Raw genomic sequence first — 23,956 nt, forward strand, 5'->3', positions numbered from 1 at the left:
CATGGGTAAAGGCTGGGATGACAGTTGTCGTGCTGGTCGCCGTGACCGGCTCAAAAAAGAAGTGTTATTTAGGCTGGCAAATGGCCCCAAGCCTGAGCCAGTTGATTACACCGGATGTGATGGAACTCATGCCGCTTTTTATATGCGGGGATGGGATTCAGTCGCCCCTACTGATATTGCCTGGCAATGCCAGCGTTACAAGGAAAAATACCATGGTAAAACTTCTTAGCCTTTTCAAATCTAACTATTTCATGTTGCTGCTTTCTGTGGCCGTTATTTTTGTTCCGTTGGTTTTAACACTCTTTGCAGGTTGGTATGTCGTGGCTGTGTGGTGTGGGGCCTTTATTTCTGGATTTGTGATTTTCTCAGAATTCATATATTCGCAGCCATTTAAAACCCAATGGCATACAAGATTGTTTGATTATGGGATGGGAAGTATTAGTGGTGGTTGCATTTGGATTGCTGGGTTGGTTGGTTGGCATTTTATTGGTTGGATAAGCCTTCCCATCGTTGGATTAGGTTTCATTGCTTTCCCTCTGTTCCGCAAAACAATTAAATATTGGGGAGCACTATGGATCCGATAACACTTTCGGCCGTTGCCAGTGTATTGCTTAAAGCTGGCCCCACCTTTTTACGCACGGTGGGCGGGTGGTTCGGCGGCGGCACGGCGAGCACTGCCGATGGTGTCGCTGGTATCGTTGAAAGCATTAACCAGGCGGTAAACCCAGAAGACCGACAACGCATATTGGAACAGAAACTAGCAAACCTGCCCCCTGAGCAATTTGTTCAGTTAGAGGCGTTGAAAGTGCAACTGCAACAGATTGAACTTGATCGTCAGAAGATGGTGTTGGCTGATGGCCAGGCTGAACATCATGAGACGCAAGAAACTATCAGGAACGGCGATAACGCAGTTGATGAATATGTGCGTCGCACCCGTCCCCTGATGGCTCGATTGTCGCTGTATAGCTCGATTTTTTACGTTCTGTTGCTGTCAATCGGATTACAGGCGGCATCTGTCGCTTCTGCCGCTGGACACCTGATAGTTATGCCTGAACCTGATTGGAATATTGCACTGATGCTAGCAACACCAGCATTGGGTTATCTAGGCTTTCGTACTCTCGATGGTTTTGCCCGATTCAGCAAATCCAGTAAACACAAGTTACCGGCGGTCAAATAATGGATGATTTTGACCGTGCAAGTGACATTGAAATTAATGACCGACAACGGGCGTTAAACGCCCATTTAAACCGTGTTAAAGACGCTCCAATTGAATACGGTTTTTGTAACGACTGTGGGGAGAATATTCCCCTACAGCGTTTAGCACTTGATGCTGTTCGATGTGTGACATGCCAGCAAATCAAAGAATTGAAGGAGGCCCAGCATGGAGTGGGAGTTTATAAGAAGTAACTGGGCCATTGTCTGGGCGCTGTTTATGTCAGCGGTCAATCTTATTCAAATGTTTTTGGCGAAGACTTATGTGAAACGTGAAGAGATTGAATTACTTAAAATACAAATTCAATCGATTCAATCCTCTATTTCGGCGTTACCAAGCCAGAAAGAGCTTCACCAGCTTCAGTTGGAAATTAGTAGCTTGCGCGGTGAACTACTGTCACTCGGGCCTAAATTACAGCAAGTACAGCGTATCAGTGACCTGCTGTTAGAAAACGAATTAAAGGATAAGTGAGGAATGGCGATGCGTGACATTCTCGATAGCGATCAACGGTTGGTTATTTTGCGCTCCCTGTTGGAGTGCGGCGAAAGTGCCAACGAGTCAGTTTTGCAAACGTGCCTGGAAGCCTATGGCCATCGCCTTTCTCGCGATTCAGTTCGTACCCACTTGAGCTGGCTCAGTGAGCAACGGTTGGTCAGTCTGACCGATGTGGCCGGTTGCTTTGTCGCCCGAATTACTGGCCGTGGTGAAGATGTGGCGAATGGGTTGGCGTCTGTTCCGGGTGTTAAGAAACCACGGGCAAGGGGTTGATATGTCAAAATTAAAACCCTATACCACAGCGCAACGAGGTATTTTTGATAAGCTTGCCGCCGTTCTGGTTTGCAGCGAAATAGAGCGGGAAGTTATTGCGCAAGCCTATGAAAAGGCAAAGGGTACCCCATACGATGCCACAGCCCCCGATGGTTTTCTCAACACCTTTCTATCATCCCATCCTGAATATGACCGCGTTTGGAAAACACTGGCGAGAGCCATAAAAAAACAGCGTAAAAATCAGTTAGAAACAGCAAGGAGCAAGCATGAGCGATGAACGCCCAACCCGTGGCCGACCATCAAAGATTGATTTGCTACCTGAGCCTATTCGCGATGCACTCCATCAGATGTTGCGCGATAAACGCTATACCCAGGAACAAATCAGGGAAGCGGTTAATGAGCTGATTGATGGCCATGCATTGCCTGAAGAGATGCGGGTGAGTCGTACTGGGTTAAACCGCTATGCCAGCCGTATGGAGTCCATTGGATCACGTATCCGCCAGTCGCGGGAGATGGCTGATGTATGGGTAACAAAATTTGGAGAGACCCCCACCACTGATATCGGCAAGCTGTTGATGGAGTTTGTCAAAACGCTGGCTTTTGAAACATCGATGAAGCTGGCTGAAGGTGAGGAACATGTAGAGCCAAAAGCCTTGGGGCAATTGGCACTGGTGGCGCAGCGCATTGAGCAGGCGCAGATGGTCAGCCACAAGCGCGAAAAAGAGATACGCCAGGCATTCGCTGAAGAGGTTGCCGCTCAAACCGAAAAAATCACCAAGCAAGCGGGGCTTTCGGCTGAAACTGCGGCTGATATTCGTCGCCAGATTTTGGGGATTGCATAATGACCCCATTAACGCCACAACATGAACAACTGCGGAATCAGTCTGCATCGGCCATTTTATCGGGTGAGTTCGATGCTGACCAAGTGCTGCTTCCCTATCAGCGGCGCTGGATTGCTGACACTTCGCAACTGAAGATTGCCGAGAAGTCACGCCGTACCGGTTTGACCTGGGCAGAAGCGGCAGACGCTGCGCTTAATGGTTCAATGGCTCCCAGTGCCGGTGGCTGTGATACCTTCTATGTCGGTACGACAAAAGACATGGCCCGTGAGTTTATCGATGCCTGTTCGATGTGGGCGAAAGCTTATGATTGGGCGGCGTCTGATATCGGTGAAGAGGTGTTGGCAGATGAAGATAAGGACATTCTGGTTTATGTCATCAATTTTGCCAGTGGATTCAAAATCAAGGCGCTGTCGTCCAATCCCTCGAATTTACGTGGGATGCAGGGCAATGTCATTATTGATGAGTCGGCATTCCAGAGTGACCTTGCGGCAGTACTTAAAGCGGCGCTGGCACTGACGATGTGGGGTTCTAAAGTACGGCTTATTTCCACCCATAACGGTATTGATAATCTCTTTAATACCATTATCACTGACAGCCGCGCAGGCAAAAAACGCTACTCCGTTCACCGTATTGATATTGATATTGCCTGTAGTGAGGGGCTTTATCGTCGTATCTGTCAGGTCACGCGTAAAGAGTGGAGCCAGGCGGCTGAAGACGAGTGGAAAGGCAACTTGTTGAAAGACACTGCCACGCCGGAAGATGCCAGGGAGGAATATTACTGTGAGCCGAAAAGCGGCAGCGGTGTGTATTTACCGCGTTCCATCCGTGAACGTGCTGCGCGGGGGGCTGGCCCTGTTCTACGCTTTACTGGCTCCGCTGAATTCAATGCCTTATCCGAGCCTATGCGTGCACTGGAGATGCAGGAATGGCTAGAGCAAATTGTATTACCTGTACTCAACCGTTTACCTACCCACTTACGTCATGCGCTGGGTGAAGACTTTGCCCGTAATGGCGACTTAACTGTTTTTGCGCCGATCACGGTCAATGACGATACCACCCGTGAGGTTCCTTTCCTGGTCGAACTGGCCAATGTCCCTTTCAAGCAGCAAGAGCAGGCATTGTATTTCATTTGTGATCGCTTGCCGCGTCGTGACGGTATCAAACTGGATGCTCGCGGCAATGGTCAATATCTGGCTGAGCAAGCGGCATACCGTTACGGCAATGAAGTGGAACAGGTGATGCTTTCTGTTCCGCACTATCGTGAAAATATGCCGCGCTTTAAATCTGCCTTTGAAGATAACGAACTGGTAGTGCCGAAACATGAAGATGTGATTAACGACTTGGGTGCTATTCAGATATTGCGCGGTGTACCAGGCATTGATGACAGTCGCACCACCGGCACTGACGGCAAGAAACGCCATGGCGATGCAGCTATTGCAATCTTCCTGGCATTTCTGGCCAGCAAAGAAGACTGCCGTCGCTACGAACTGCACAAGCTCAATAAACCCGAACGACCAGATGAGCGAGAAGAACGCCGCCAGTTACATACCACCCGTGGGCTGAAAAATCAGCGAGGACTACTCTGATGTTAAACAAACTGACCGGTGCTATCCGCAATCTGTTTAATCCTGCTACCGGCGAAGCGGTAACGGTGAATAAAGATGAACTTCAGGAAGAGCAAACCCGCGCTCGCTCCACCGGTATGCGCCGAGCTAACTCAGGTATCAGCGTGGCCAGCACCTTGAATCCTCGACGACTGGCAGGTGTACTGCGCCAGGCGGCTGAAGGTAATGCACTGGATTATTTTATCCTGGCTGAAGAGATGGAAGAACGTGACCTGCATTATTCAAGTGTGCTGCGTACCCGCAAGCTGACCGTGGCAGGGATAGAACCCACAGTAGAAGCCGCCAGTGATGATGCCCGTGATATTGAAATAGCCGATGCAGTACGGATGATGATTGAACGGCCACAAATACCAGAGCTGCTATTTGATTTGCTCGATGGCTTAGGAAAAGGCATTGCAGTAGTAGAAATCCTGTGGGATATCTCATCAAGCACCCAATGGGTGCCGCGTGACTATTCGTGGGTTGACCCACGGTTCCTGAAGATGGATGCCGAGACGTTACGGCAAGTTCACGTTCTGACCGAAGCACAACCATTCCATGGCGAACCATTGGCCGCATACAAGTACATCGTCCATCAGCCAAGATTGAAATCTGGCTTGCCGTTGCGTAATGGTCTGGCGCGTTTGGTGGCGGTAATGTATATGCTGAAATCCTTTACCGTCCGTGACTGGTGGGCTTTCGGTGAGAAATTTGGTTTGCCGATCACGCTTGGGAAGTATGGCCCGAACGCCAGTACCGAAGATATCCAGACCTTGATTGATGCTATAGCATCCTTAGCATCGGATGCGGGGTGCGCAATTCCCCAATCAATGCAGATTGATATGGTTGAAACGGCCAGCCGTCAGGGGGGCGGTGACCTGTTCAAGGGAATGGCCGAATGGTGCGACGCACAAACCAGTAAAGCGGTGTTGGGCCAGACAATGACCACTGATGATGGTAGCAGCCAGAGTCAGGCTAATGTTCATAATCAGGTCAGAATGGATATAGCCCGTTGGGATGCCCGCCAACTTGAGAATACGCTGAATGAGTTTCTGGTGCGGCCATTCATCATGCTCAACTATGGCCCTCAAGATAACTATCCGAACGTCTGTCTGCGTATTAACGAACCAGAGAACCTGAAAGCCTTAGTGGATGCGTTAATCCCACTGATTGATCGTGGCATGAAAGTGCAGGCGTCAGTATTACGTGACAAATTCGGATTACCCGAACCGGAAGCCGGTTCCGATATTCTTCAGCCTACCAATAGTGCTGGTATGTTCACCGCACTAAACCGTGAAAATATCGCCCTTAATCGCCAATCTGCCCCTGATGATATTGACTCGCTGACCCGTGAAGGGATTAGCGATTGGCAGCGTGTTGGCTCTGCATTCACTAATCCGGTGTTAGCGCTGGCCAGTGATGCCGCCAGTTATGAAGATTTCCTTGCTCGTTTGCCTGAATTACAGGCCAGCCTGGATGCAGACGAATTTGTAGACCAACTAGCGCGGCTTTGTTTTCTGGCTCGGGGTATGGGGGATATAAGTGATGCCGGATAAAATTCCCGATATTGTACCGAAAGAAGCACTGGCCTGGTTTAAGGCTAAATATCTTCAGCCTGGATTTGATTTCCGTGATGTTTGGCTTGAAGAGCAACGCGCGGCCTTTACCGTTGCCAAAATGACACAGCTCGATTTACTCAATGACGTGAAGGAGCTGGTGACCAACGCACTGGCAACAGGCCAGACTTTCAGAGAGTTTCAGCAAGTGTTAGAGCCGTTGTTGGTAAAGCGGGGTTGGTGGGGTATCCGCGATATGGTTGATCCACTAACCAATGAAACTAAAACAGTACAGTTGGGGAGCGAAAGTCGATTACGGACCATCTATGATACCAACATGCGTACCGCCAGAACGGCAGGACAGTGGCAACGCATAGAGCGAACCAAACGTGCTATGCCATATTTGATCTATACACTTGGCCCCTCCCGCGAACATCGTGTAGACCATTTGAAATGGGCCAATATCTGTTTGCCGGTTGATGATCCATTTTGGTTAACCCACACAGGGCCAAATGGTTGGGGCTGTAAATGCGGTATTCGCCAGGTCAGTAAATATGAATATGAGCAGTTGCTTGAGAACGGCGCAACACAAACCACCGCTGTCTATGATGATAATGGTTTACCTACCGGTCAGGTCAGCAAAACCAAGACACCATTAAAAACTGAGGCTCCACCTGTCAAGAATGTGAAGTGGTTGAATAAGCGAACAGGTGAAGAAGAGTTAATCCCAGAAGGGATTGACCCAGGCTGGAATTACAATCCTGGAATCAACCGACAGGCTGCGTTAGAGCGTCAGCTCAATACCAAACAGCAAGTATTCGATGGTGATAGTTAGTTTCACAGGGAAACCCACCTGAACCTACCGTAGTGACCTTAACCCGCATTGTGATACGATGACGCACAGGATTTTTGTTAAACGTTCCTGTGCGCTTTTAAACGTGTTTTAAACACGGTTCCGCCCCTCGATTAGAGGGAAAGCGGTTAATCCACCTATCCCCCCCATTCATTTCACACTGTCTGCATGATTTCCTATGCGGATAACTTCCATGCCTGCGAATTACGTGGCTCTCTGTTTCGAACTGAATATTGGCAAAGAAGATGAGCCACTTCCTGAATGGCTTCCTGTGCTGCCTATTGGCCTGTTTAAGGGGCGCGATGGCCGTGTTTGGGTAAACAATGAACCTGAAGCGGTAATTGCAAAGTCGCTGGCTGGCCTCTTTATTCCTGTTGATGTTGAACATGCCACAGAACTGAAAGGCCCGAAAGGCGAAGAAGCCCCCGCCTATGCCTGGATAGAAGACCTCAAAATTGATGGCGCTTATATCATGGGTAAATTCAACTGGAACGCTGATGGCGCGGCGCAAATCCGTGGTCGTAAATATCGCTATTACAGCCCCGCATTTTATAACACCCCTGATGGATTGGTTACCAAGCTGTCCAGTGCCGGACTGACCAACAAACCCAACTTAGATTTTCCTGCCCTTAACTCGGAGAACACCGATATGAAACTGCCTGAACTGATTGCGGCAGCGTTGGGCCTGGGTGCAGATGCCACCGTTGAAAACGGCGTCACTGCTATCCAGAGCCTGAAAACCGCAGAGCAAGTGGCGTTAAACCGTGCTCAAAACCCTGACCTAAGCACGTTTGTGCCAAAGGAAACCTATGAGTTGGCCTTGAACCGCGCCACAGAAGCAGAAACCAAACTGAATGTGCTGGCGGAGAAAGACGTTGCTTCTCTGGTGGATTCAGCGATTGCCAGCGGCAAGGTCGCTCCCGCAAACCGCGATATGTACCTCGCCACCTGCCGCAGTGAAAGTGGACGTCAACAGTTCACTGAGTTCGTCAAGGGTGCGCCGGTGATTGTTAATACCAAACCAGCCCCGAAAAAAGATGGTCAGAACGCCGCTCCGGAACTGACTGATACCGAGCTGGCGATGTGTCGCAGCATGGGCATCAGTCAAGATGAATTCCTGGCAGCTAAACCGAAAACCACTGAGGAATAACAGCAATGCCAACTCCTAATGCTGAAATCTTGCACGCAATCAGCACTTCGCTAAATGCGTCGTTTACCAAAGGTCTTAACGGTGCCAAGCCGTTGTATCAGGAAATCGCGACGATTATTCCCAGTGGTGGTGCGTCAAATACCTATGCCTGGTTGGGTGACTGGCCGGAGATCAAAGAGTGGATTGGTGCACGCCAGTTCGCGGAGTTAGCCCAAAATGGTTACACCATTTTCAACAAGACTTGGGAAAGCTCGATCAAAGTTAAACGTGAATCGATTGAAGATGATCAAGTAGGTCAGTATTCGGTTATTGCACAACGCATAGGACAGGATACGGCGATTTTCCCTGACAAACTGACATTCCCGCTGTTGGTCGCTGGTTTCCATACACTTTGTTTTGATGGTCAGAATTTCTTTGATACCGACCATCCGATGGCAGGTGGAACCTACAGCAACATTGTCGGCACGGGTGAAGAACTGGGTGAACCGTGGTTCCTTATCGATGGTTCTCAAATCCTCAAGCCGATCATCTACCAAAACCGTCGTGATTTTAACTTCACTGCGCTGGATGATTTGAGCAATGAGCATACCTTCAAGAACAACGAATTCCTGTTTGGTGTCGATGCGCGTTCCAATGTCGGCTTTGGTTTCTGGCAAACCGCTGTGGCCTCCCGTACTCCATTGACTGCCGCGAACTACGAGAAAGCTGTAGAGCTGATGCAAGGAATGCTCAAAGACAATGGCACCCCTTTGGGTATTACGCCAACCACGCTCGTTGTGGGGAAAAGCAATCGTGCAGCCGCTAAGCGTTTGATTGAGGCCATGTTAGTCGATGGTGGTGATTCCAACATCTATTACCAGGACGTCAAAATTGTGAATAGCCCGTTCATCGTCACACCACCGGTTACGCCATAACCGTATTGCTCAGTCAATATTATCCAACTTTAGCGGGTGTTTAACGCCCGCTAAAACCCCCTTTAAAGAGGACGGAACAGTGAGTGGAAAAACAAAGCAAAAGCAAATCGAAACGGTTCTTTCACCGGAAGATAAACACGCTACAGCGTCGGCTGTTACAGCGCTGGATGCGGGAGGAAATCTTCAGCTTGAGCAACTCAGTGCGACACAGAAACCGGATGAGCCAATTACTGGAGTGACGGGTGATACCACTCGGACTGTTTCTATTGTGATTGAAGACAATCGCCAATCACATGAATCAGCCAGCATAGCGGGGACGCAACTTGACGCCGACCAACTTGAGCTTTCGCAAGCCCAAATCGGCTCGCTGATGAATGACCTGTCTCAGTCTGGTGAAGTTGCATTGACTGAAGTGCTCTTGGTTTCAGCGGTTCATGTCAATGGGTTTTATCGTTGCGGTCAGTTCTGGCCTCATTCCGGTATCAATGTGTTTGTCAGTGATGAACCTGTTGCTGATAACGATGGCGGCATACCGGATACCAGCAATCTTGCGCCATTTATCAGCGCTGATACTGCGGCCCGTTTAAAACGTGATCCTCATTTGCGCGTGACTGTCGTACCTGTTGTGGCTGGAGAGTAATGATGAGCGCTTACTTAACCCGCCAGGACTTGATTGATACGGACGGTTCTTATGTTTGGAACGTGGCCATTAATCGGGAAACCAATGCACTCGATGAAGTGGCCATTACCAAGGCGCTAACGGCTACCGATGAAGAGATCAATTCGCTCTTGTCACGGCGTTTTAAAGTGCCGTTGGAAACCACTGTCCCGTCAATGCTGAACCGGCAAGCCATTTCAATCGCTTTCTACTGGCTGGCTGACAGAGACAATCAGGCAACCGAGCTGGTTCGTAAGCGCTATGAAGATGCTATCAAAGTGATTAAAGAAATTGCGAATGGCACGCGTGATTTGGGATTGCCGACCTTAGAACAACCGACTGAAACAACCAGCGGCAAGGTCATTATGACTGGTGAAAACCCCCGCATATTCACCCGTAACAGCCTGAAAGGGGTGTTGTAATGGGGATTCAGGTTGAAGTGTTCGGCACAGAAAAACTCGCCCAACTTCAACAGGCCGTGGAGCGTTTAGCGGATAGCGGTTTGCGTGGTGAATTACTGGAGAGCCTTGGCGCGATTGTCGAGACCCAAACCCGCAGGCGTATCACGGATGAGAAAGAATCACCCAGTGGCACTGCCTGGCAAGATTGGTCAGACGGTTATGCTAAAACCCGTCATGGAAATCAAAGCCTGCTGCAAGGTGACGGAAATTTGAACGATAGCATTACCTATGTTGTTGAACGTAATCAGGTGCGGGTTGGTACGCCGTTGGAATATGCCCGGGTTCATCAGGAAGGGTTTAATGGCAGCGTTTCCGTTGGCTCACATCAACGCCTGATTAAACAGGCATTTGGACGGGTGCTTAAACATCCCGTTTGGCAAACAGTTGGTGCTCACAGCCGCATGATGTCAATCGCACAACGTGAGTTTCTTGGCCTTTCGAGCAGCAACAGTAAAGAGCTATTGCATGTCATCGGTGACTTTTGGAAAGAGGTATTACCGTGAGTAGTGAACGCCCTAGCCTGGTCACACTGGGCAGTACGGTTGCGGCAGCGGATAAAATTGCTGCCTGGCTAAACCCAGTTATTCAGGGCAATAACCCTGACCAGGTTCCCGTCGTTGAGCGACACATTGGCCAGTTCAATACCCCAGCAGAAGTGAAGCGATACTTATCTGATCGTGATGGCTGTGTTCGTATTGCTGCGTTACGCATCAGAGACATTCGGCATGAAGCGGGTGGCACTGTAGGCCTGGTGACCTTTGCCGCTTATGTGATGACTACTGATGTGTGGGGATATGGCCGTGACCTGCGCTGTGAAATTCTCGTGGCCAAAATTGTTCGCCGTATCACTGAAATGGCATCGACCAAAGGTATGGGAGCGGAGAAGCGCGCTGATGCTATTTCCGCCGATAACATCTACAGCGGCAGCCTGGATGATTTAGGTCTGACGATGTGGGCCGTGATGTGGAATCAGGAATATAAACTCGATACTGATCTTGATATCAGTGAGTTACCTGATTTCCTGCGGCTTGGTATGCACGCCACGCCTAAATCTGGCGTTCCTGTCATTGAAGCCGTTATCCCCGTAAGAGGACAAGAAAGTAATGAAAATGAAAATGCTTAAACCCAAGGCCAACTTACAGGTACGCAAGCCCGATGGTTCGCTTCTGGCGGCTGACGGGGAAACGGTAACCCTGAATGCGTTCTGGTTGCGCCGGATTTCTGAAGGTGATCTTGAGGTAAGAGAGGTAACAGAACTCGCGCCCACTGTCGCTGAAACTGAGCCAGCCGTTAGCAATACACCGGCTGCTAAAACTGTAAAAGTGGAGAAATAATATGTCGCTAGGCTCAATTCCTAATGATATTCGCGTGCCACTGGTTTACATCGAAATTGATAACTCCCTGGCACTGAATGGCGCACCGGCGCAACAACATAAGATTTTGGTTATCGGTCAGCAACTGACCAGCGGAACTGCCGAACCACTGACACAAAACCGCATTACCAGTGACAGCACGGCCAATCAGTTGTTTGGGCGTGGTTCTATGTTGGCTGAAATGCTTAAAACCTTGCGTAAGGCCAACAGCTATACAGAAACTTGGGCTATGGGGATTGACGATATCGCCGCCGGTGCTGCGGCAACCTCTCAGCTTATTGTTACCGGTACCGCTACCGCCGCTGGGACATTATCGTTATTAGTCTGTGGTGAGTCGGTACAAGTCGGCGTTAAAGCTGAGCAAGCGGCCACTGCTATTGCTGATGCTATCGTTGCAGCCATTAATGCACTGCCATCGTTACCAGTTATTGCTGCGGTTAAAGCCGGTGAAACGGGTACCGTGGTACTCACTGCCAAGTGGCGTGGACAAACCACAAACGATCTCGATGTACGGCTTAATTACTACGTGGGTGAGCAAACGCCTGCCGGTTTAAGTATTACCACTGCGGCATTCACGGGCGGTACCGGAACACCGGATATGACCAGTGTGATTGCAGCTTTGGGTGATGACTGGTTCAATCATATTGTTTGCCCGTTTAATGATGTAGCCAGCCTGAATACCTTACGTGATGAACTGCTTGATCGTTGGGGGCCACTGCGCATGGTGGAGGCCATTGCGTATACCGCCATTCGTGGTACTCATGCCCAAACTGGCACCTGGGGTAACAATCGTAATGACTTCCTGATCACCAGCATGGGAACCAACATTGCGCCACAACCAGCCTACTTGTGGGCGGCGTCTTATGCGGGAACGGCGGCATATTCTTTGGCCATTGACCCCGCTCGCCCCCTGCAAACTCTCGCATTAACCGGCATCCTTCCTGCGGCTAAAGAAGTTCGCTGGGATCCTGTTGAACGCAATCTTCATCTGTTCGATGGTGTGGCCACGCATTTTGTCGATGCCGGCAGTAATGTGTGTATTGAGCGTGAAATCACCACTTACCGCGTTAATAGCTTTGGTGATGCAGATACTTCATACCTTGATATCACGTCACCGGCGACCCTTGGCCATATCCGTTATGTCATTAAAAACCGCTTCACTAATCGTTATCCCCGCCACAAGTTAGCCGGTGATGATGTGTTGGAACATCTGCAACCAGGTCAACCAGTCATGACCCCTAAGCTAGGCCGAGAAGAGTTGCTTGATATCTTCCTGACAGAGTTGGAGCCGGTTGGTCTTGTAGAAGATTTCGACAACTACAAGGACACGTTAGAGGTCTACCGCGACACCACCGATATGAACCGTCTGAACTTTGTCATCCATCCCAACATCATCAATCAGTTGCGCGTGCTGGCTGGTTTGATTCAATTCAAGCTCTAAGGGGGCATCATGATTTTAGGCATGGCATCGATTCGGGTTAATGGCCGTGAGATTAAAACAGCGGGTAAATCCACCCTTAACCCAGGTGGGTTCGCCCGTACTATGCACAGTGGCGGCGGCAAGCATTGGGGGTATTCGCGCAAAATGGCGGTACCGTCGATTCAGTTAACGATTGCCGCTGCTGAAGATGTGGACGTGATTGAAATCAGTAATTGGGAAAATGTCACTGTCATGTTTGAAGGTGATAACGGGTTGTCCTACATGCTGACCGGTGCGGCCACCGATAACCCGACACCTCTCAGTGAAGACTCTGGTGAGATTGAAGCTAATTTCATCGGCACACGTTTGGTTAAGGTGTAACTCATGGCTCAAATGACGATGACGCTACCTAATGGTTTGGTGACAGCTAAGGGTTCATCCGATGAAACCCTTCATACCGAAGTGCAATTACGTGAGTTGACCACCAAAGATATCGTTGATGCTCAGCTTGCAGCGGAGCGTGTTGTTATCGGTGAGTCCGGTAAAGCAGTCGCGTATTGCTCGGAAGTGATGATGGGGGTGGAGTTATTACGCCGTCAAATCGCCAGTATTGGTTCAATCCCTGGGCCTTTAAGCTTAAAGCAGGTTTTGCAGCTCCATCCTGATGACTTCAAATTGTTGACTCAGAACGCCGAAGCCATGGATGACATGCTCACGGAGGTAGCTGAACGGGGGCGAGCTAATGCCGATGGCGGCGGCGCTAATTAGCTTAATTGTGAATCTATCTGCCCGATTTAATCCCGCCTATTTGGAACAGTTGCCGTTACGACAACTGTTTCGTATCACCGAACAATTGAGGAAGTCGCATGGCAAGCCGTCTTGACACTGAAATCATCATCAATTTGGCGGGTAACCTTGTGGCGAAGGCTCGCCAGTATGGCAGCAGTATGTCTGGTTTTGCTCAAAATAATAAACGGGCTATGTCGGTTATTCAGGCAACCAGTGCAGCAGCAGGTCGTGGGTTAGACCAACTGGGTAATCGGTATAGCGCGGCGATTGCCGGTTTTGCTGGCGGCGCGATGCTAAAACAATACGCCACGGTAGACCGCCGGTTAACCCGGTTAGGTATTACTGCGGATAAAACCAAGCAAGATATGCAAGCCGTTTTCGGTGGCATTCAAGATGTAGCAATAAAATATAAAGTTGATACCAGTGAAATTTTTGGTGCATTCGAAGAGATAAATGGTCGTACTGGTGATTTAGAATTTGCTATACAAAACCGTGAAAATATTGGTGCAACCGTTGCAGGCTCGGGTGGTTCCGGTGAAAGCATCGGTGGGCTGATTGCTGAGTATCGCAAGTTTCTTATTCAGGATTCTGACACTGTTCGTTTGGCGCTGGATGGCATGAACAAGCTCGGCAAAGAAGGTGCATTTGAGCTAAAAGACATGGCTGAAAAGCTGCCAGCCTCGCTATCGTTGTATGCGGCAGCGGGTGGTAAAGGGGTGCGCGGGGTTATGTCGGTTGCGGCCACTGCCGAAGCGGCACAAGACGTTACCGCCAATAGAGATAAAACTGCCACCATGGTTGAGAACTTTATTCGTGACCTGCAAAACCCCAAAGTGGTAAATACCCTTAAGAAAAAAGGGGTAAATGTCTTTAACAAAGATGGCACGATTCGCGATTTGCCTGTCTTGCTGAGCGAGATTTCAGCCGGTTCAATGCGCGGTGGTAAAAAAGGCGGTAAAGGTCAGCGTGGCGAGTTAATGGAGGTCGGGTTTGGTCAGGAAAGCATGGACCTAGTAGCTGGGGTTTCCAGCGAGGCTGGCGCGGCAAAATTAAAGACTTATATGGGCGTGGTTGCCGATGGGAAGAGCATTATGGCTGATGCCAACTATGCAGCACAGGATTTCACCTCCTCCTTACAGAGTTTAACTACCATCGGCCAAAAGTTTGCTAACGCGCAGTTGGCCAAGCCGGTTCAGGAACTGGCCGATGCATTGAATTCTGTAGACCAGGAAACTGTGCAGAACTGGTTAGAAATTGGGAAAAACGTCACTCTTGCTGTTGGTGGACTCCTTGCCGCCCGTAAGGCATACCAGATTGGTAAAGGCGCTTATGACTTCCTTAATCCAGGTAAAAAAGGGGTACCAAAAGGCGTAACGGATGCCTTTGGTTCCGGTGTGATGCCTGTTTACGTCGTGAATATGGGAGCCGGTGGACTCCCCGCAGGTGGTAACCCAAATGGTCCAAAACAACCTTTACCAGGAGGAAACCCAGCACCACCGGCTCCAACCTCTGGCGGTTTTTGGGGAGCAGCAACCCGCGCTTTAACGGGGGCTGGGATGGTTTATGCGCAGAATGAATTAGCTCACTGGGGTGCAAAGACCATTTACGATTCATCAGGCGCTGGCGAGTGGGCTAAAAATTCTTCCGTCCGGTCATGGGCTGATGAAGCAGCCCAAAGTAGCAATATTAAGTCCACTCAAGTTGACCCATCATCAGTATGGGCGGAACTCAAAGAATGGATAAACTCGACTCCTGAATATAAAGACCCGTCACCTTGGGCTTCCCTTCAGTCACAAAACCAAGCGTCAATCTATCCGATGGTTCCCCCGCAGCTGCAAGGCGAAATTCGGGTGGTCGTTGAGGGTGACGCCCGAGTCAAAAGCGTTTCCATGAATCAGCCAGGCGTGACGCTCAGTGCGCAATCTGGTGTACGTAATGTGGGGCAAGACTGATGGCTAAAACCCAATGGGAAGACCTGCTACCTGCTTCATTTCGTGGTGTTTCATTCTTTTTTGTTGATGTTGAGGGTACCGGTGGCCGTAGGGCAATCCCTCATGCTTACCCGAAAAAGGAAGTGGGCTGGACTGAAGACCATGGCGCGGTACTGACTGAGCAGCAAATTAATGCAAAGCTGTTGGGGAAAGATTACAAAACCCAGTTAAACCAGCTATTGGCCGCGCTGAATACCCCTGGGCCAGGGGATTTGGTTCATCCATGGTTTGGTATTCAGCAGGTACAGGTAGGCAAAGTTACCCATAAACTGACCACCGAAGAGGGAGGCATTGCTTATGTTTCTTTTGAGGTTTATGAAGCAGGTGAGCAGCTTTTTCCAGCACAGCAAGAAGATACTACCGCCACCACGTTAAGTGGTGCTGACGCAGTGAAAGATGCACTGGCCAACGGTGATTACTTTGCCGCTCTTGATGGCTTGGGTAGCATGGTTGATACCTTGCTTGATGATTTGCAAGGGTTTGTGGCTAATTTGCCAACCTTGCCCGAAGCGCTGAATGAATGGATGGACAGGCTAAACCGCTTTAAAAACTTGTCTGGCATCGTTATCGCCGCGCCAGGCGAAATGATTCGAGATATCACTGGGTTGGTTAGTGATATGAAAGATTTGGTGACCGAGGCACCTTGGGCATTGCGGGTGTATGACCAATTGCGTGACCGTTGGGATGGCGACAGAGCAGCAAGAGCGGCCACAAACTCCTTAGCAAACAATGTTGCGGTTAATGCCGATGCAGGAACGGCCAGCAGTGTTACCCCCGCCTCGCTGGTTGATATTTCGGATGCGATGCAAGCCAATATCGATGATTTTAGCGCAGTGGTTATCACCTCTGCGCTAGTTGCTCAGGCTGAAACCGTCGCCACAACCACATTTGAAACCAGCCAGCAGGCGACAACTATCGGTGATGCCTTGGCAGAACGGCTGGGAGAGCAAGCCAATATTGCCGTTGAATCAGGCCAGCGTGAACTTTGGCGTTCATTACGTGATCTGCGATTTGCCGTGGTGAATGATGTGCGTATTCGCAGCGTCCAGTTACCGGAGTTGCGGCGTGTGTCCCCAACCCATTCGGTGCCGATGATGTTGTTAGCCTGGCGCGAAACCGGCGATGCCGAACAACGTGATGCCCTGGTTATTCGTAACCGCTTGCGTTATCCCGCTTTCATTCTTCCATCCCAAATTATAGAGGTCGTTGGCAATGAGTGAACCACTGACATTGAGTGTTAACGGCACCATTTTTGGTGGCTGGACTGATATGGTTATTAACCGTTCGCTGGAAAGTATCGCTGGCGAGTTTGATCTTACTGTCACCGCCCAGTGGTCAGATGCCGCCCCTCGCACCATTAAGCCAGGTATGCCTTGCAGTGTCGACATAGGGCCAGACCGTGTATTAACCGGTTACATTGATGATTTCATCCCGAGTTATGATGCAACTTCTGTTTCTTTGCGGGTGCTTGGTCGTGATAAGACCGGTGACCTGGTTGATAGCTCTGTTGTTGATAAGTCGGGCCAGTGGCGTGGCCAGAAACTGGAACAAATAGCTGCAACTATATGTAAGCCTTATGGCATTCAGGTCATCACTGAAACTGATACTGGTGACACGTTCAGCAACATCACTTTGGAACAAGGTGAAACCGGATTCGAGTTACTTGATCGTATGGCCAAGCAACGGGGTGTACTGATGACGTCAGATGCTTGGGGCCGGTTAATTATTACCCGCGCATCAACAAAGCGTGCCGGTGTGTCTCTTGTCCTAGGTCAAAATATTCTTGCCGCCCGTGGCCGTTTCAGTTGGCGCGAACGGGCTAGCCAATACATTATAAAAGGCTCTGCATCAGCAGGTGGCACCACATGGGGCGAGCAGCCGGTTAAAGTGGTTGGTGGCCGCCAGATAATTATCAGTGACCCTGAAATTACTCGCTATCGCCCAAAGATATTGGTTAATGAAGATAACCTCACCGTAGGCGGAGCCAGTGCACGTGGGGAATGGCTCAAGGCCAGCGCGTTGGGTGAAGCCAACACCTCTGAAATAACTCTGGCGGGTTGGCGGGAGAATAATGATAGCGGCCCACTCTGGCAGACAAATAAGCTTGTTCAAGTAGAAGACGCTATTCAGCAATTGAATGCGACCTGGTTAATTAAAACCGTTTCCTTTTCAGAAGGGGATAATGGTCGATTAACAATACTGTCTTTAGTTCCCCCTGAGTCTATGGATATGCCAGCCGAAAACACGAAGAGCAAGAAAGGTAAAAAAGGCACTCAAGTGGGGGTGACATGGGATTAGATATTGCTAATTTTGGCCGGTCAATCACTGCCCTTGGTAGGCGTATGCGACTAATTGTTGATCGTGCCGTAGTACGGATGGTCACTGATAGTTTGGGCCGTCAAAACCTTCAGCTCCAATCTCTTGCCGATGAAACCAATGACGAGGTTGAACGCTTTCAAAACTACGGATTAACCTCTGTCCCTCCAACTGGCTCTGAAGCCATTGTCATTGCCGTAGGTGGTCGCCGTTCTGGTCAGATTGCCATTGCTGTAGAAGATAAAAAAAGTCGGCCAAAAGGGTTGGATCCTAACGATGTTTGCCTTTATCACAAAGAGGGGCATACCATTATTTTGAAGAAAGACGGGTTAATAGAACTAAGGGGGAAAAGAGTTAATCTGGTTGCTGAAGAACAATGTGACATTAATAGTAAACTCATCAATGTCACCGGCCCGACAAACTTTGAAGATGATATTACGGTTAAAGGAAAAAGTATATTTGACCATATTCATGAGGATGGCGACGGTGCTGAAACAACGAAAATGCTATGACCATCAGATTAAATTGGCACGTCCCCGCGGGCGGTGATATTGAAATAACCCACAATGGCCTTTCGCTTGACGAAGGGCTTGTTACTTTAATCCTGATTTGTCTGTTTACTGATGCTAAAGCCAAGACCAGCGATGAAATACCGGATGGAACGGATGACCGGCGCGGTTGGCCTGGTGATTCATTCAGTGAGTTTGAATGGGGTTCCTGGCTGTGGTTGCTTGAGCGTGAAAAACTCACTGAAGAAGTTCGCCTTAAAGCTCAGAATTACGCAGGAATAGCCCTTCAACCGCTGGCACGTGCCGGGCTGGTAAGGTCAATTCAAGTTGAAGCCACTATCCCGCAAACCAACTGGATTTGGTTATCCGTACTGTTAACTCGCCCTGATAAAACTTCACTGACAGTAGAAATAAAAAAACGCTGGGAGGCGATTGAATATGCCATTTAATGTGCCAACGATTCGCCAGCTTATTAATACCGGTGCGCAAGATATTCAAATTGAATTAGACGAGCAATTACCGATTGTCGGTGTTGAACGTGCTTTAAATATTGCAGTAAGCGGTAGTATTCGTGATTTGTATGATTATCAATCTTGGATTGTGGCACAAATAATTCCTTCACCGAACTCAGATGATCAAACAATTATTGATACTGCCCGTAATGAAGGTGTTATTCAAAAACAAGCCACTTTTGCCACTGGGCCAGTGGTATTTAATGGCAATAGGCCGATTCCGCTTGATACAGAAATGCAGACGACAACCGGTATAGGCTACAGCGTTATTGATGCCGGTGAAGCAGCTAATGGGGTTATCACTGTTATTGTGCAGGCCGATATTATTGGCACCACAGGCAACATAGATGGTGGAAATTCATTAACGTTAATCCAACCGATACCAGGTGTAGAGAGCATTGGTGTTGTGGGTGATGACGGTATCATGAACGGTACCGATATTGAACCAATCAGTGAGTTGTTAGACCGTTTGTTATTTCGTAAACGTAATCCCCCTGTGGGGGGGGCTGTGCATGATTATGTCGGCTGGGCGCGTGAAGTGCCGGGTGTAAGTCGGGCATGGGCTGAAGACTTATGGCATGGTTTAGGAACAGTAGGATTAGCGTGGGTATATGATGGCCGGACAGATATTACCCCAACGTCTGCCGATAAAGCCGCGATGCATGAATATCTGTTTCGCCATACTGACCCAGCAACGGGCAAATATGTCGGTAAGCCTGGTGGCACTGAGGTATGGATATTTGACCTTACGTTAAAGCCACTCAATCCGAATATAAAATTAACACCGGATACCGCAGAAACCCGCGCGTCAACGCTGACTAACCTGAATCTATTACAACGCCAGTTATCACCAGGCGAAACATTATTGCTATCAGCGTTACGCACTGCCATTGGTACTGCTAATGGTGTTAAGGATTATCAACTTAATATTGCTGCTGATATTACTTGCCAGGATGAAGAGTTAATTACGATTGGAGAAGTTACATGGCTCACAGCGTAACGGCTTGGCAAAATGTCTTACAGCAACTAATGCCGAGGGGAAAGGCTTGGCCACGCGATGTAACCGCTAATTTAAGCGCACTTCTAAGGGGCTTTAGCTGGCGTTTAAATCGTGCTGAAAGTAGTGCTGATTTGTTATTGCTGGAAATGCGCCCTGATACTACGGTTTTATTATTGCCCGAGTGGGAAGAATACTTAGCACTCCCTGAATGCAATATTCCCAATATTACTTTTGATTCGCGGCGCAATGCTGTTATTGAGAAATACTACCGAAAAGGTGGATTGGCCCCTTGGCAGATTGAAGCTGTAGCCGCCGCGCTGGGATTTACTATTGAAGTTGAGGTGATATTACCCCATCACTGCTTGCGAAGCTGTACCTATCCGCTGTATCCCGCCCGTTATCGATTTGTATTGAAAGTACATGTCTATCAGATACCTGATGGCCGTTTTACGGTGCCTGATAACGTACTTACCCCCCTTATCAGCGACCAGGCCATGATGCTCGAATGCGTTTTAAATAAATATCGGCTGGCGGGAACGGGTTATGAATTTATATATGAAGGAGATATTTAATGTTTCATTTAGATAACGAAACAGGCGTACCGGTTATGCCAAATTTACCGCCGGTGCAGAGTAATACCACAAAATGGTTTACTGAAGGTGGCAATGGCGTTCCACCGAGCTGGCCAGGTTCGACGTGGTTCAACATCATTCAGGCTGAAATTCTGAATGTTTTAGCTGCGGCGGATATTACTCCCGATAAAGAAAATTTGTCTCAACTTAGTGAGGCTATTACAACTCTTATCAGCTCAGATAGTAATAACTTTTTAAAAGTAGCAAATAACCTTTCTGAAATAGAAGCGGCTGGCCCCGCCGCCGTTGCGGCCGCATGGAACCACCTCGGTATAGGTGTGTTGCTTACTGGTGCGTTACAAAAAGCCAATAATTTATCTGAAATTAAAACCGCTGGCCCCGCTGCCGTGGCTGCAACTCTCTTAAACCTTGGTTTAGGCGACGTAGCACATTTGGCACAACTTACTGGGATCGTTGGTACATCTAGAAATGCAAAAATGAGTATTCCAGTAACTCTAGCAACAGCGACTTTCACAGCAGATGAGTTGGTTGTTCAAGATGCTATTGGTGGATTGCAATACAAACTTAGCGGTTTTAGCAACGTAATTAACCTTGCGACTACTGGCGTGGGCGGTATGGATACTGGCACAGTTCCTGTGACTGGATTTGTAGCGCTATATGCGATTTATAACCCGACAACTCAAACATCCGCATTGCTTGCAGTCAACGCAACATCAGCAGTTGCGCCTGAAGTGTGCGTTGGGGTGATGCCAGCCGGTTACACAGCATCAGCACTTGTCAGCGTCAATCCGATCGCCGCGAGCAAGTTTAAAGTTAGTCAGCTTATGGGGCGCAATCTCTCTTTCCAGCGCGTAATTGCGTTATCGACAACAACATTAGGTGTAGCAACGCGATTAGCAATAGCATCGTCAGTACCACGCAACGCTATTGCAATAAAAGGCTCAGCGCAGGTCGGCGGGGGCACCACTTCACCAGGCTTCGCTTCGTATCAAATTTCGGGCGATGCTTCGATGTGTGGCAACCAAGAAATTCGCGCAGGATTACCAGTCACAGCTGGGCAAGACATTGTAGGCAGCTACGGTATCGATATAACAGAGCAGCAAGCGCTTTATTACATCTACGGCACAACGCTATCAGCGCCATCACCAGCCGTAATTTATATATCAGGTTATTCATTCTAAAAGGTGATTAAAAATGACAAAAGTAATAAAGCAAAAAGTTTACGTTGATTTTACAGATGATACTGAAACGGAAGTTGCTAGCGTTTTTCCTGAACCTCAATCATCAGAGTATTTTCATCATCTCGGAGAAGTTGAAGAAAACGACGAAAGATACTTGATATTTCTATCAAAACTTCAACGTTAGATATGCAATACAACCGGGCTAATTAGCCCGGTTATTACTAATTACTCTGGCGCTAAAGGCCACTCAATATCCGGCGCAGAGTTCACATCAATATCATCAAGTGCAATACGATATAACTTCCACAGTTTCAACTCGGCAGCTTTGTCTTGTCCCGCATCGATACGATCTTTTAGGGTTTCTATCTTATTGCTGGTATCGCTAATCAATTTTGATCTATCGGTTTTAGCTTTGGCAACATCAATAGCTTTAATCTCAGCGAGTTGTTCATCAGTTGGCGGGGGTAAATCTATCCACAATGGCCTGCCGTCAACAGCACCTAACTGTTTTCCTGTGGGCGCGGATTGCTTCCAATATGTTGAAAGCTCACCATCGGTTACATTAATCAAATCTGTTGGTAAATACTCATTGTAACTACCGTCATCAATCATATTTTGCGGATAGAACGATAATAGAGATGGACTGAATTGTGCTTTCATATTAGTACCCTACTACGAATACGCGTGGTGTGACACCACCTGAGACGTTGCCGCCACTTTGATATTGAGCGACTACAGTGCAGTTTGATAACGTTGCAGCAAACTGCTGGAAATTTGCGTCACTGACTGACTGACTGCCCGCGATTGTCGTTACAGATAGATGAAGCAATACAGTAGGGAGCGGAATTGGAAAATTCACCACTTGAGTTGAGTCACCCGTTGTAGTGGTAGCCCCGCCGCACCATTGAATGATTAGCCCGCCTGGCACATCTGGAATACGAAAATAATCATTTGTTGTGAAAGTTCGCTTACCAAAAATACTCATCAGTCCAACAAGTGAAACCAGCTTATCCGCTGTTCCCAACTGCATTTCCGCATTTGATGCAATTCCCTTTTTAGCCGCGTCGCCTAAACCAAGGTTTGCGAGACTATTGATACTTTAGCCATTCCCATAAAAGTGACACACTCCAATCATTTTTAATGGGGAATAAAACATGCTTATTGGCTATATCCGAGTGTCAACAAATGACCAAAATACCGAGTTGCAGAGAGCCGCTCTTATTAGTGCAAATTGCGAACAAATATTTGAAGATAAAATTAGCGGTAAATCATCAGACCGACCAGGCTTGAAGCGTGCAATGCGCACCATGTCGCAAGGGGATACATTGGTTGTGTGGAAACTTGATAGACTGGGGCGTAGCGTTCGCCACCTAATTGGTTTGATTGAAGAGCTTAAAAAACGTGGTGTGCACTTCCGCAGTTTGACCGATAGCATTGATACCAGCACTGCTATGGGCCGGTTTTTCTTTCATGTCATGTCAGCACTAGCAGAAATGGAACGCGAGCTAATAGTGGAGCGCACGCTTGCTGGCCTTGCTGTTGCTAGGGCTGAGGGCCGAGTCGGAGGGCGGCGCAGGATAATGACAACTGAAGTTGTTGCGCGGGCTAGACGAATGTTTGCAAATGGCGCAAGCATGCATCAAGTGGCTTTGGTGCTAGATGTATCACCTAAAACTATCTACAAATACATCCCCGCAGAAGAGCGCCACAGATTAATATAAAAGTCATGTAAAATGAGAAAACCAATCTAGCTTTTGAATTATCAAACTACCTGAATCGTTTTCTCATTTTTTTCGGCGCGCTACAGTGGCCTTATCAGTGAACTTGTGTACAGTGAAAATCATCCTGCGGTAGCACAGTTACTGCTTCCTTTATTACAACAGCTTGGTAAGCAATCCCGATGGCTCTTATGGCTGACTCCACAACAGAAATTGAGCCGTTTATGGTTACAGCAATCAGGTTTACCAATGAGTAAAGTTGTTCAGGCGAGGCAGATCAATCCATTATCGACAGTTGATGCCATGGAAAAGGCGTTGTTGACGGGAAATTACAGTGTCGTTCTTGGATGGCTACCCGAGTTATCAGAAAATGACCGTATTAGATTGCGCATGGCAGCAAAGTTAGGCAATGCTTATGGGTTTGTTATGCGTCCTCTGAATGACACAAAACTCGATCAAGGACAGTGCGCAACGTTAAAAATTCATTCTTCTTTGTATCATTAAGTAAATTTAGGATTTATCCCATGAATTATTA

33 protein-coding genes and 1 pseudogene are annotated in these 23,956 nt (G+C 48.4%); 32 read left to right on the forward strand and 2 right to left on the reverse strand.

Annotated features, from left to right (window positions below; all coding sequences use genetic code 11):
- Position 1: 1 nt before the first annotated feature.
- The 30 genes from ACNSO8_RS23070 (at position 2) to ACNSO8_RS23215 (ending at position 21,887) form a co-directional block, all read left to right on the forward strand.
- Complete coding sequence (locus ACNSO8_RS23070) at positions 2-229, forward strand: hypothetical protein (RefSeq protein WP_408549247.1); 228 nt, start codon at positions 2-4, stop codon at positions 227-229.
- Complete coding sequence (locus ACNSO8_RS23075; RefSeq protein WP_418396047.1) at positions 213-584, forward strand: hypothetical protein; 372 nt, start codon at positions 213-215, stop codon at positions 582-584. The genes ACNSO8_RS23070 and ACNSO8_RS23075 overlap by 17 nt, the downstream gene beginning before the upstream one ends.
- On the forward strand, positions 572-1,177 hold the full coding sequence (locus tag ACNSO8_RS23080) for a hypothetical protein (protein WP_050158034.1): 606 nt from the start codon (positions 572-574) through the stop codon (positions 1,175-1,177). Before ACNSO8_RS23075 ends, ACNSO8_RS23080 begins: the two co-directional genes overlap by 13 nt.
- Positions 1,177-1,407, forward strand: coding sequence for a TraR/DksA family transcriptional regulator (locus ACNSO8_RS23085; RefSeq protein WP_418396048.1), 231 nt, complete (start codon positions 1,177-1,179; stop codon positions 1,405-1,407). Before ACNSO8_RS23080 ends, ACNSO8_RS23085 begins: the two co-directional genes overlap by 1 nt.
- Entirely contained in the window at positions 1,382-1,684 is a 303-nt protein-coding gene (locus ACNSO8_RS23090; protein ID WP_023160746.1) for a DUF2730 family protein, read from the forward strand. The genes ACNSO8_RS23085 and ACNSO8_RS23090 overlap by 26 nt, the downstream gene beginning before the upstream one ends.
- Before the next feature lie 9 nt (positions 1,685-1,693).
- Positions 1,694-1,981: an ArsR family transcriptional regulator gene (locus ACNSO8_RS23095; RefSeq protein ID WP_342079961.1), complete on the forward strand. Its 288-nt coding sequence runs from the start codon at positions 1,694-1,696 to the stop codon at positions 1,979-1,981.
- Position 1,982: 1 nt separating this feature from the next.
- Positions 1,983-2,258: a hypothetical protein gene (locus tag ACNSO8_RS23100; RefSeq protein ID WP_418396049.1), complete on the forward strand. Its 276-nt coding sequence runs from the start codon at positions 1,983-1,985 to the stop codon at positions 2,256-2,258.
- A complete protein-coding gene (locus tag ACNSO8_RS23105) occupies positions 2,248-2,823 on the forward strand; it encodes a DUF3486 family protein (protein WP_050131247.1) in 576 nt (191 codons plus the stop codon). Before ACNSO8_RS23100 ends, ACNSO8_RS23105 begins: the two co-directional genes overlap by 11 nt.
- The gene (locus tag ACNSO8_RS23110) at positions 2,823-4,409 is read left to right on the forward strand and encodes a terminase large subunit domain-containing protein (protein ID WP_050131245.1); all 1,587 of its coding nucleotides are present in this window, start codon (positions 2,823-2,825) and stop codon (positions 4,407-4,409) included. Before ACNSO8_RS23105 ends, ACNSO8_RS23110 begins: the two co-directional genes overlap by 1 nt.
- The gene (locus ACNSO8_RS23115) at positions 4,409-5,983 is read left to right on the forward strand and encodes a DUF935 domain-containing protein (protein WP_418396050.1); all 1,575 of its coding nucleotides are present in this window, start codon (positions 4,409-4,411) and stop codon (positions 5,981-5,983) included. Before ACNSO8_RS23110 ends, ACNSO8_RS23115 begins: the two co-directional genes overlap by 1 nt.
- Positions 5,973-6,818, forward strand: coding sequence for a phage minor head protein (locus ACNSO8_RS23120; protein ID WP_418396051.1), 846 nt, complete (start codon positions 5,973-5,975; stop codon positions 6,816-6,818). Before ACNSO8_RS23115 ends, ACNSO8_RS23120 begins: the two co-directional genes overlap by 11 nt.
- Positions 6,819-7,029: 211 nt before the next feature.
- Positions 7,030-7,986, forward strand: coding sequence for a phage protease (locus tag ACNSO8_RS23125; protein ID WP_418396052.1), 957 nt, complete (start codon positions 7,030-7,032; stop codon positions 7,984-7,986).
- 5 nt (positions 7,987-7,991) lie between these two features.
- The gene (locus ACNSO8_RS23130) at positions 7,992-8,900 is read left to right on the forward strand and encodes a Mu-like prophage major head subunit gpT family protein (RefSeq protein WP_057630040.1); all 909 of its coding nucleotides are present in this window, start codon (positions 7,992-7,994) and stop codon (positions 8,898-8,900) included.
- A gap of 79 nt (positions 8,901-8,979) precedes the next feature.
- On the forward strand, positions 8,980-9,540 hold the full coding sequence (locus ACNSO8_RS23135; RefSeq protein WP_418396053.1) for a hypothetical protein: 561 nt from the start codon (positions 8,980-8,982) through the stop codon (positions 9,538-9,540).
- Positions 9,541-9,542: 2 nt separating this feature from the next.
- Entirely contained in the window at positions 9,543-9,980 is a 438-nt protein-coding gene (locus ACNSO8_RS23140; RefSeq protein WP_418396054.1) for a gp436 family protein, read from the forward strand.
- Positions 9,980-10,522: a phage virion morphogenesis protein gene (locus tag ACNSO8_RS23145; RefSeq protein ID WP_023160757.1), complete on the forward strand. Its 543-nt coding sequence runs from the start codon at positions 9,980-9,982 to the stop codon at positions 10,520-10,522. The genes ACNSO8_RS23140 and ACNSO8_RS23145 overlap by 1 nt, the downstream gene beginning before the upstream one ends.
- The gene (locus ACNSO8_RS23150; protein WP_418396055.1) at positions 10,519-11,142 is read left to right on the forward strand and encodes a hypothetical protein; all 624 of its coding nucleotides are present in this window, start codon (positions 10,519-10,521) and stop codon (positions 11,140-11,142) included. The genes ACNSO8_RS23145 and ACNSO8_RS23150 overlap by 4 nt, the downstream gene beginning before the upstream one ends.
- Complete coding sequence (locus ACNSO8_RS23155) at positions 11,123-11,353, forward strand: DUF2635 domain-containing protein (protein WP_083167511.1); 231 nt, start codon at positions 11,123-11,125, stop codon at positions 11,351-11,353. Before ACNSO8_RS23150 ends, ACNSO8_RS23155 begins: the two co-directional genes overlap by 20 nt.
- A gap of 1 nt (position 11,354) precedes the next feature.
- Positions 11,355-12,833, forward strand: a complete 1,479-nt coding sequence (locus tag ACNSO8_RS23160; RefSeq protein WP_050158057.1) for a phage tail sheath subtilisin-like domain-containing protein — start codon at positions 11,355-11,357, stop codon at positions 12,831-12,833.
- Positions 12,834-12,839: 6 nt separating this feature from the next.
- Positions 12,840-13,193, forward strand: coding sequence for a phage tail tube protein (locus ACNSO8_RS23165; RefSeq protein WP_038892513.1), 354 nt, complete (start codon positions 12,840-12,842; stop codon positions 13,191-13,193).
- A gap of 3 nt (positions 13,194-13,196) precedes the next feature.
- On the forward strand, positions 13,197-13,580 hold the full coding sequence (locus ACNSO8_RS23170; protein ID WP_418396056.1) for a phage tail assembly protein: 384 nt from the start codon (positions 13,197-13,199) through the stop codon (positions 13,578-13,580).
- A gap of 98 nt (positions 13,581-13,678) precedes the next feature.
- Entirely contained in the window at positions 13,679-15,553 is a 1,875-nt protein-coding gene (locus ACNSO8_RS23175; protein WP_418396057.1) for a phage tail tape measure protein, read from the forward strand.
- Complete coding sequence (locus ACNSO8_RS23180; protein WP_372568970.1) at positions 15,553-16,812, forward strand: DNA circularization protein; 1,260 nt, start codon at positions 15,553-15,555, stop codon at positions 16,810-16,812. Before ACNSO8_RS23175 ends, ACNSO8_RS23180 begins: the two co-directional genes overlap by 1 nt.
- Complete coding sequence (locus tag ACNSO8_RS23185; RefSeq protein ID WP_050158062.1) at positions 16,805-17,890, forward strand: phage baseplate assembly protein; 1,086 nt, start codon at positions 16,805-16,807, stop codon at positions 17,888-17,890. Before ACNSO8_RS23180 ends, ACNSO8_RS23185 begins: the two co-directional genes overlap by 8 nt.
- Positions 17,881-18,420, forward strand: coding sequence for a phage baseplate assembly protein V (locus ACNSO8_RS23190; protein WP_050158063.1), 540 nt, complete (start codon positions 17,881-17,883; stop codon positions 18,418-18,420). The genes ACNSO8_RS23185 and ACNSO8_RS23190 overlap by 10 nt, the downstream gene beginning before the upstream one ends.
- On the forward strand, positions 18,417-18,866 hold the full coding sequence (locus ACNSO8_RS23195) for a phage GP46 family protein (protein ID WP_050158064.1): 450 nt from the start codon (positions 18,417-18,419) through the stop codon (positions 18,864-18,866). The genes ACNSO8_RS23190 and ACNSO8_RS23195 overlap by 4 nt, the downstream gene beginning before the upstream one ends.
- Entirely contained in the window at positions 18,856-19,929 is a 1,074-nt protein-coding gene (locus tag ACNSO8_RS23200) for a baseplate J/gp47 family protein (protein ID WP_418396058.1), read from the forward strand. Before ACNSO8_RS23195 ends, ACNSO8_RS23200 begins: the two co-directional genes overlap by 11 nt.
- Complete coding sequence (locus tag ACNSO8_RS23205; RefSeq protein WP_418396059.1) at positions 19,914-20,501, forward strand: YmfQ family protein; 588 nt, start codon at positions 19,914-19,916, stop codon at positions 20,499-20,501. The genes ACNSO8_RS23200 and ACNSO8_RS23205 overlap by 16 nt, the downstream gene beginning before the upstream one ends.
- Positions 20,501-21,703: a hypothetical protein gene (locus tag ACNSO8_RS23210; RefSeq protein ID WP_418396060.1), complete on the forward strand. Its 1,203-nt coding sequence runs from the start codon at positions 20,501-20,503 to the stop codon at positions 21,701-21,703. Before ACNSO8_RS23205 ends, ACNSO8_RS23210 begins: the two co-directional genes overlap by 1 nt.
- 13 nt (positions 21,704-21,716) lie before the next feature.
- The gene (locus tag ACNSO8_RS23215; RefSeq protein ID WP_418396061.1) at positions 21,717-21,887 is read left to right on the forward strand and encodes a hypothetical protein; all 171 of its coding nucleotides are present in this window, start codon (positions 21,717-21,719) and stop codon (positions 21,885-21,887) included.
- Positions 21,888-21,928: 41 nt separating this feature from the next.
- Here the strand turns inward: ACNSO8_RS23215 and ACNSO8_RS23220 are convergent, their stop codons facing one another.
- Together ACNSO8_RS23220 and ACNSO8_RS23225 are read right to left on the reverse strand one after the other, a co-directional pair.
- Entirely contained in the window at positions 21,929-22,363 is a 435-nt protein-coding gene (locus ACNSO8_RS23220; protein WP_418396062.1) for a tail fiber assembly protein, read from the reverse strand.
- Position 22,364: 1 nt separating this feature from the next.
- Positions 22,365-22,727 carry a gp53-like domain-containing protein gene (locus tag ACNSO8_RS23225; RefSeq protein ID WP_418396063.1) on the reverse strand — a complete coding sequence of 121 codons (363 nt, stop codon included), beginning with the start codon at positions 22,725-22,727 and terminating at the stop codon, positions 22,365-22,367.
- Between the two features lie 130 nt (positions 22,728-22,857).
- On the opposite strand from ACNSO8_RS23225, the gene ACNSO8_RS23230 reads away from it, so the two are divergent.
- Positions 22,858-23,424 carry a recombinase family protein gene (locus ACNSO8_RS23230; RefSeq protein WP_050158304.1) on the forward strand — a complete coding sequence of 189 codons (567 nt, stop codon included), beginning with the start codon at positions 22,858-22,860 and terminating at the stop codon, positions 23,422-23,424.
- A gap of 84 nt (positions 23,425-23,508) precedes the next feature.
- Positions 23,509-23,925, forward strand: a pseudogene (sulA, locus tag ACNSO8_RS23235) (SOS-induced cell division inhibitor SulA); the annotation flags it as partial.
- Positions 23,926-23,956 lie beyond the last annotated feature (31 nt).

Source organism: Yersinia sp. LJYL362 (genome assembly GCF_048323875.1).

Coding starts and splice junctions, on each gene's coding strand:
- ACNSO8_RS23195 (WP_050158064.1), top strand. CDS start 18,417: ATGACCATCAGATTAAATTGGCACGTCCCCGCGGGCGGTGATATTGAA.
- ACNSO8_RS23090 (WP_023160746.1), top strand. CDS start 1,382: ATGGAGTGGGAGTTTATAAGAAGTAACTGGGCCATTGTCTGGGCGCTG.
- ACNSO8_RS23105 (WP_050131247.1), top strand. CDS start 2,248: ATGAGCGATGAACGCCCAACCCGTGGCCGACCATCAAAGATTGATTTG.
- ACNSO8_RS23110 (WP_050131245.1), top strand. CDS start 2,823: ATGACCCCATTAACGCCACAACATGAACAACTGCGGAATCAGTCTGCA.
- ACNSO8_RS23190 (WP_050158063.1), top strand. CDS start 17,881: ATGGGATTAGATATTGCTAATTTTGGCCGGTCAATCACTGCCCTTGGT.
- ACNSO8_RS23220 (WP_418396062.1), bottom strand. CDS start 22,363: ATGAAAGCACAATTCAGTCCATCTCTATTATCGTTCTATCCGCAAAAT.
- ACNSO8_RS23170 (WP_418396056.1), top strand. CDS start 13,197: ATGGCTCAAATGACGATGACGCTACCTAATGGTTTGGTGACAGCTAAG.
- ACNSO8_RS23100 (WP_418396049.1), top strand. CDS start 1,983: ATGTCAAAATTAAAACCCTATACCACAGCGCAACGAGGTATTTTTGAT.
- ACNSO8_RS23185 (WP_050158062.1), top strand. CDS start 16,805: ATGAGTGAACCACTGACATTGAGTGTTAACGGCACCATTTTTGGTGGC.
- ACNSO8_RS23155 (WP_083167511.1), top strand. CDS start 11,123: ATGAAAATGAAAATGCTTAAACCCAAGGCCAACTTACAGGTACGCAAG.
- ACNSO8_RS23130 (WP_057630040.1), top strand. CDS start 7,992: ATGCCAACTCCTAATGCTGAAATCTTGCACGCAATCAGCACTTCGCTA.
- ACNSO8_RS23230 (WP_050158304.1), top strand. CDS start 22,858: ATGCTTATTGGCTATATCCGAGTGTCAACAAATGACCAAAATACCGAG.
- ACNSO8_RS23160 (WP_050158057.1), top strand. CDS start 11,355: ATGTCGCTAGGCTCAATTCCTAATGATATTCGCGTGCCACTGGTTTAC.
- ACNSO8_RS23120 (WP_418396051.1), top strand. CDS start 5,973: ATGCCGGATAAAATTCCCGATATTGTACCGAAAGAAGCACTGGCCTGG.
- ACNSO8_RS23200 (WP_418396058.1), top strand. CDS start 18,856: ATGCCATTTAATGTGCCAACGATTCGCCAGCTTATTAATACCGGTGCG.
- ACNSO8_RS23095 (WP_342079961.1), top strand. CDS start 1,694: ATGCGTGACATTCTCGATAGCGATCAACGGTTGGTTATTTTGCGCTCC.
- ACNSO8_RS23215 (WP_418396061.1), top strand. CDS start 21,717: ATGACAAAAGTAATAAAGCAAAAAGTTTACGTTGATTTTACAGATGAT.
- ACNSO8_RS23085 (WP_418396048.1), top strand. CDS start 1,177: ATGGATGATTTTGACCGTGCAAGTGACATTGAAATTAATGACCGACAA.
- ACNSO8_RS23205 (WP_418396059.1), top strand. CDS start 19,914: ATGGCTCACAGCGTAACGGCTTGGCAAAATGTCTTACAGCAACTAATG.
- ACNSO8_RS23125 (WP_418396052.1), top strand. CDS start 7,030: ATGCCTGCGAATTACGTGGCTCTCTGTTTCGAACTGAATATTGGCAAA.
- ACNSO8_RS23075 (WP_418396047.1), top strand. CDS start 213: ATGGTAAAACTTCTTAGCCTTTTCAAATCTAACTATTTCATGTTGCTG.
- ACNSO8_RS23080 (WP_050158034.1), top strand. CDS start 572: ATGGATCCGATAACACTTTCGGCCGTTGCCAGTGTATTGCTTAAAGCT.
- ACNSO8_RS23140 (WP_418396054.1), top strand. CDS start 9,543: ATGAGCGCTTACTTAACCCGCCAGGACTTGATTGATACGGACGGTTCT.
- ACNSO8_RS23180 (WP_372568970.1), top strand. CDS start 15,553: ATGGCTAAAACCCAATGGGAAGACCTGCTACCTGCTTCATTTCGTGGT.
- ACNSO8_RS23210 (WP_418396060.1), top strand. CDS start 20,501: ATGTTTCATTTAGATAACGAAACAGGCGTACCGGTTATGCCAAATTTA.
- ACNSO8_RS23175 (WP_418396057.1), top strand. CDS start 13,679: ATGGCAAGCCGTCTTGACACTGAAATCATCATCAATTTGGCGGGTAAC.
- ACNSO8_RS23145 (WP_023160757.1), top strand. CDS start 9,980: ATGGGGATTCAGGTTGAAGTGTTCGGCACAGAAAAACTCGCCCAACTT.
- ACNSO8_RS23115 (WP_418396050.1), top strand. CDS start 4,409: ATGTTAAACAAACTGACCGGTGCTATCCGCAATCTGTTTAATCCTGCT.
- ACNSO8_RS23070 (WP_408549247.1), top strand. CDS start 2: ATGGGTAAAGGCTGGGATGACAGTTGTCGTGCTGGTCGCCGTGACCGG.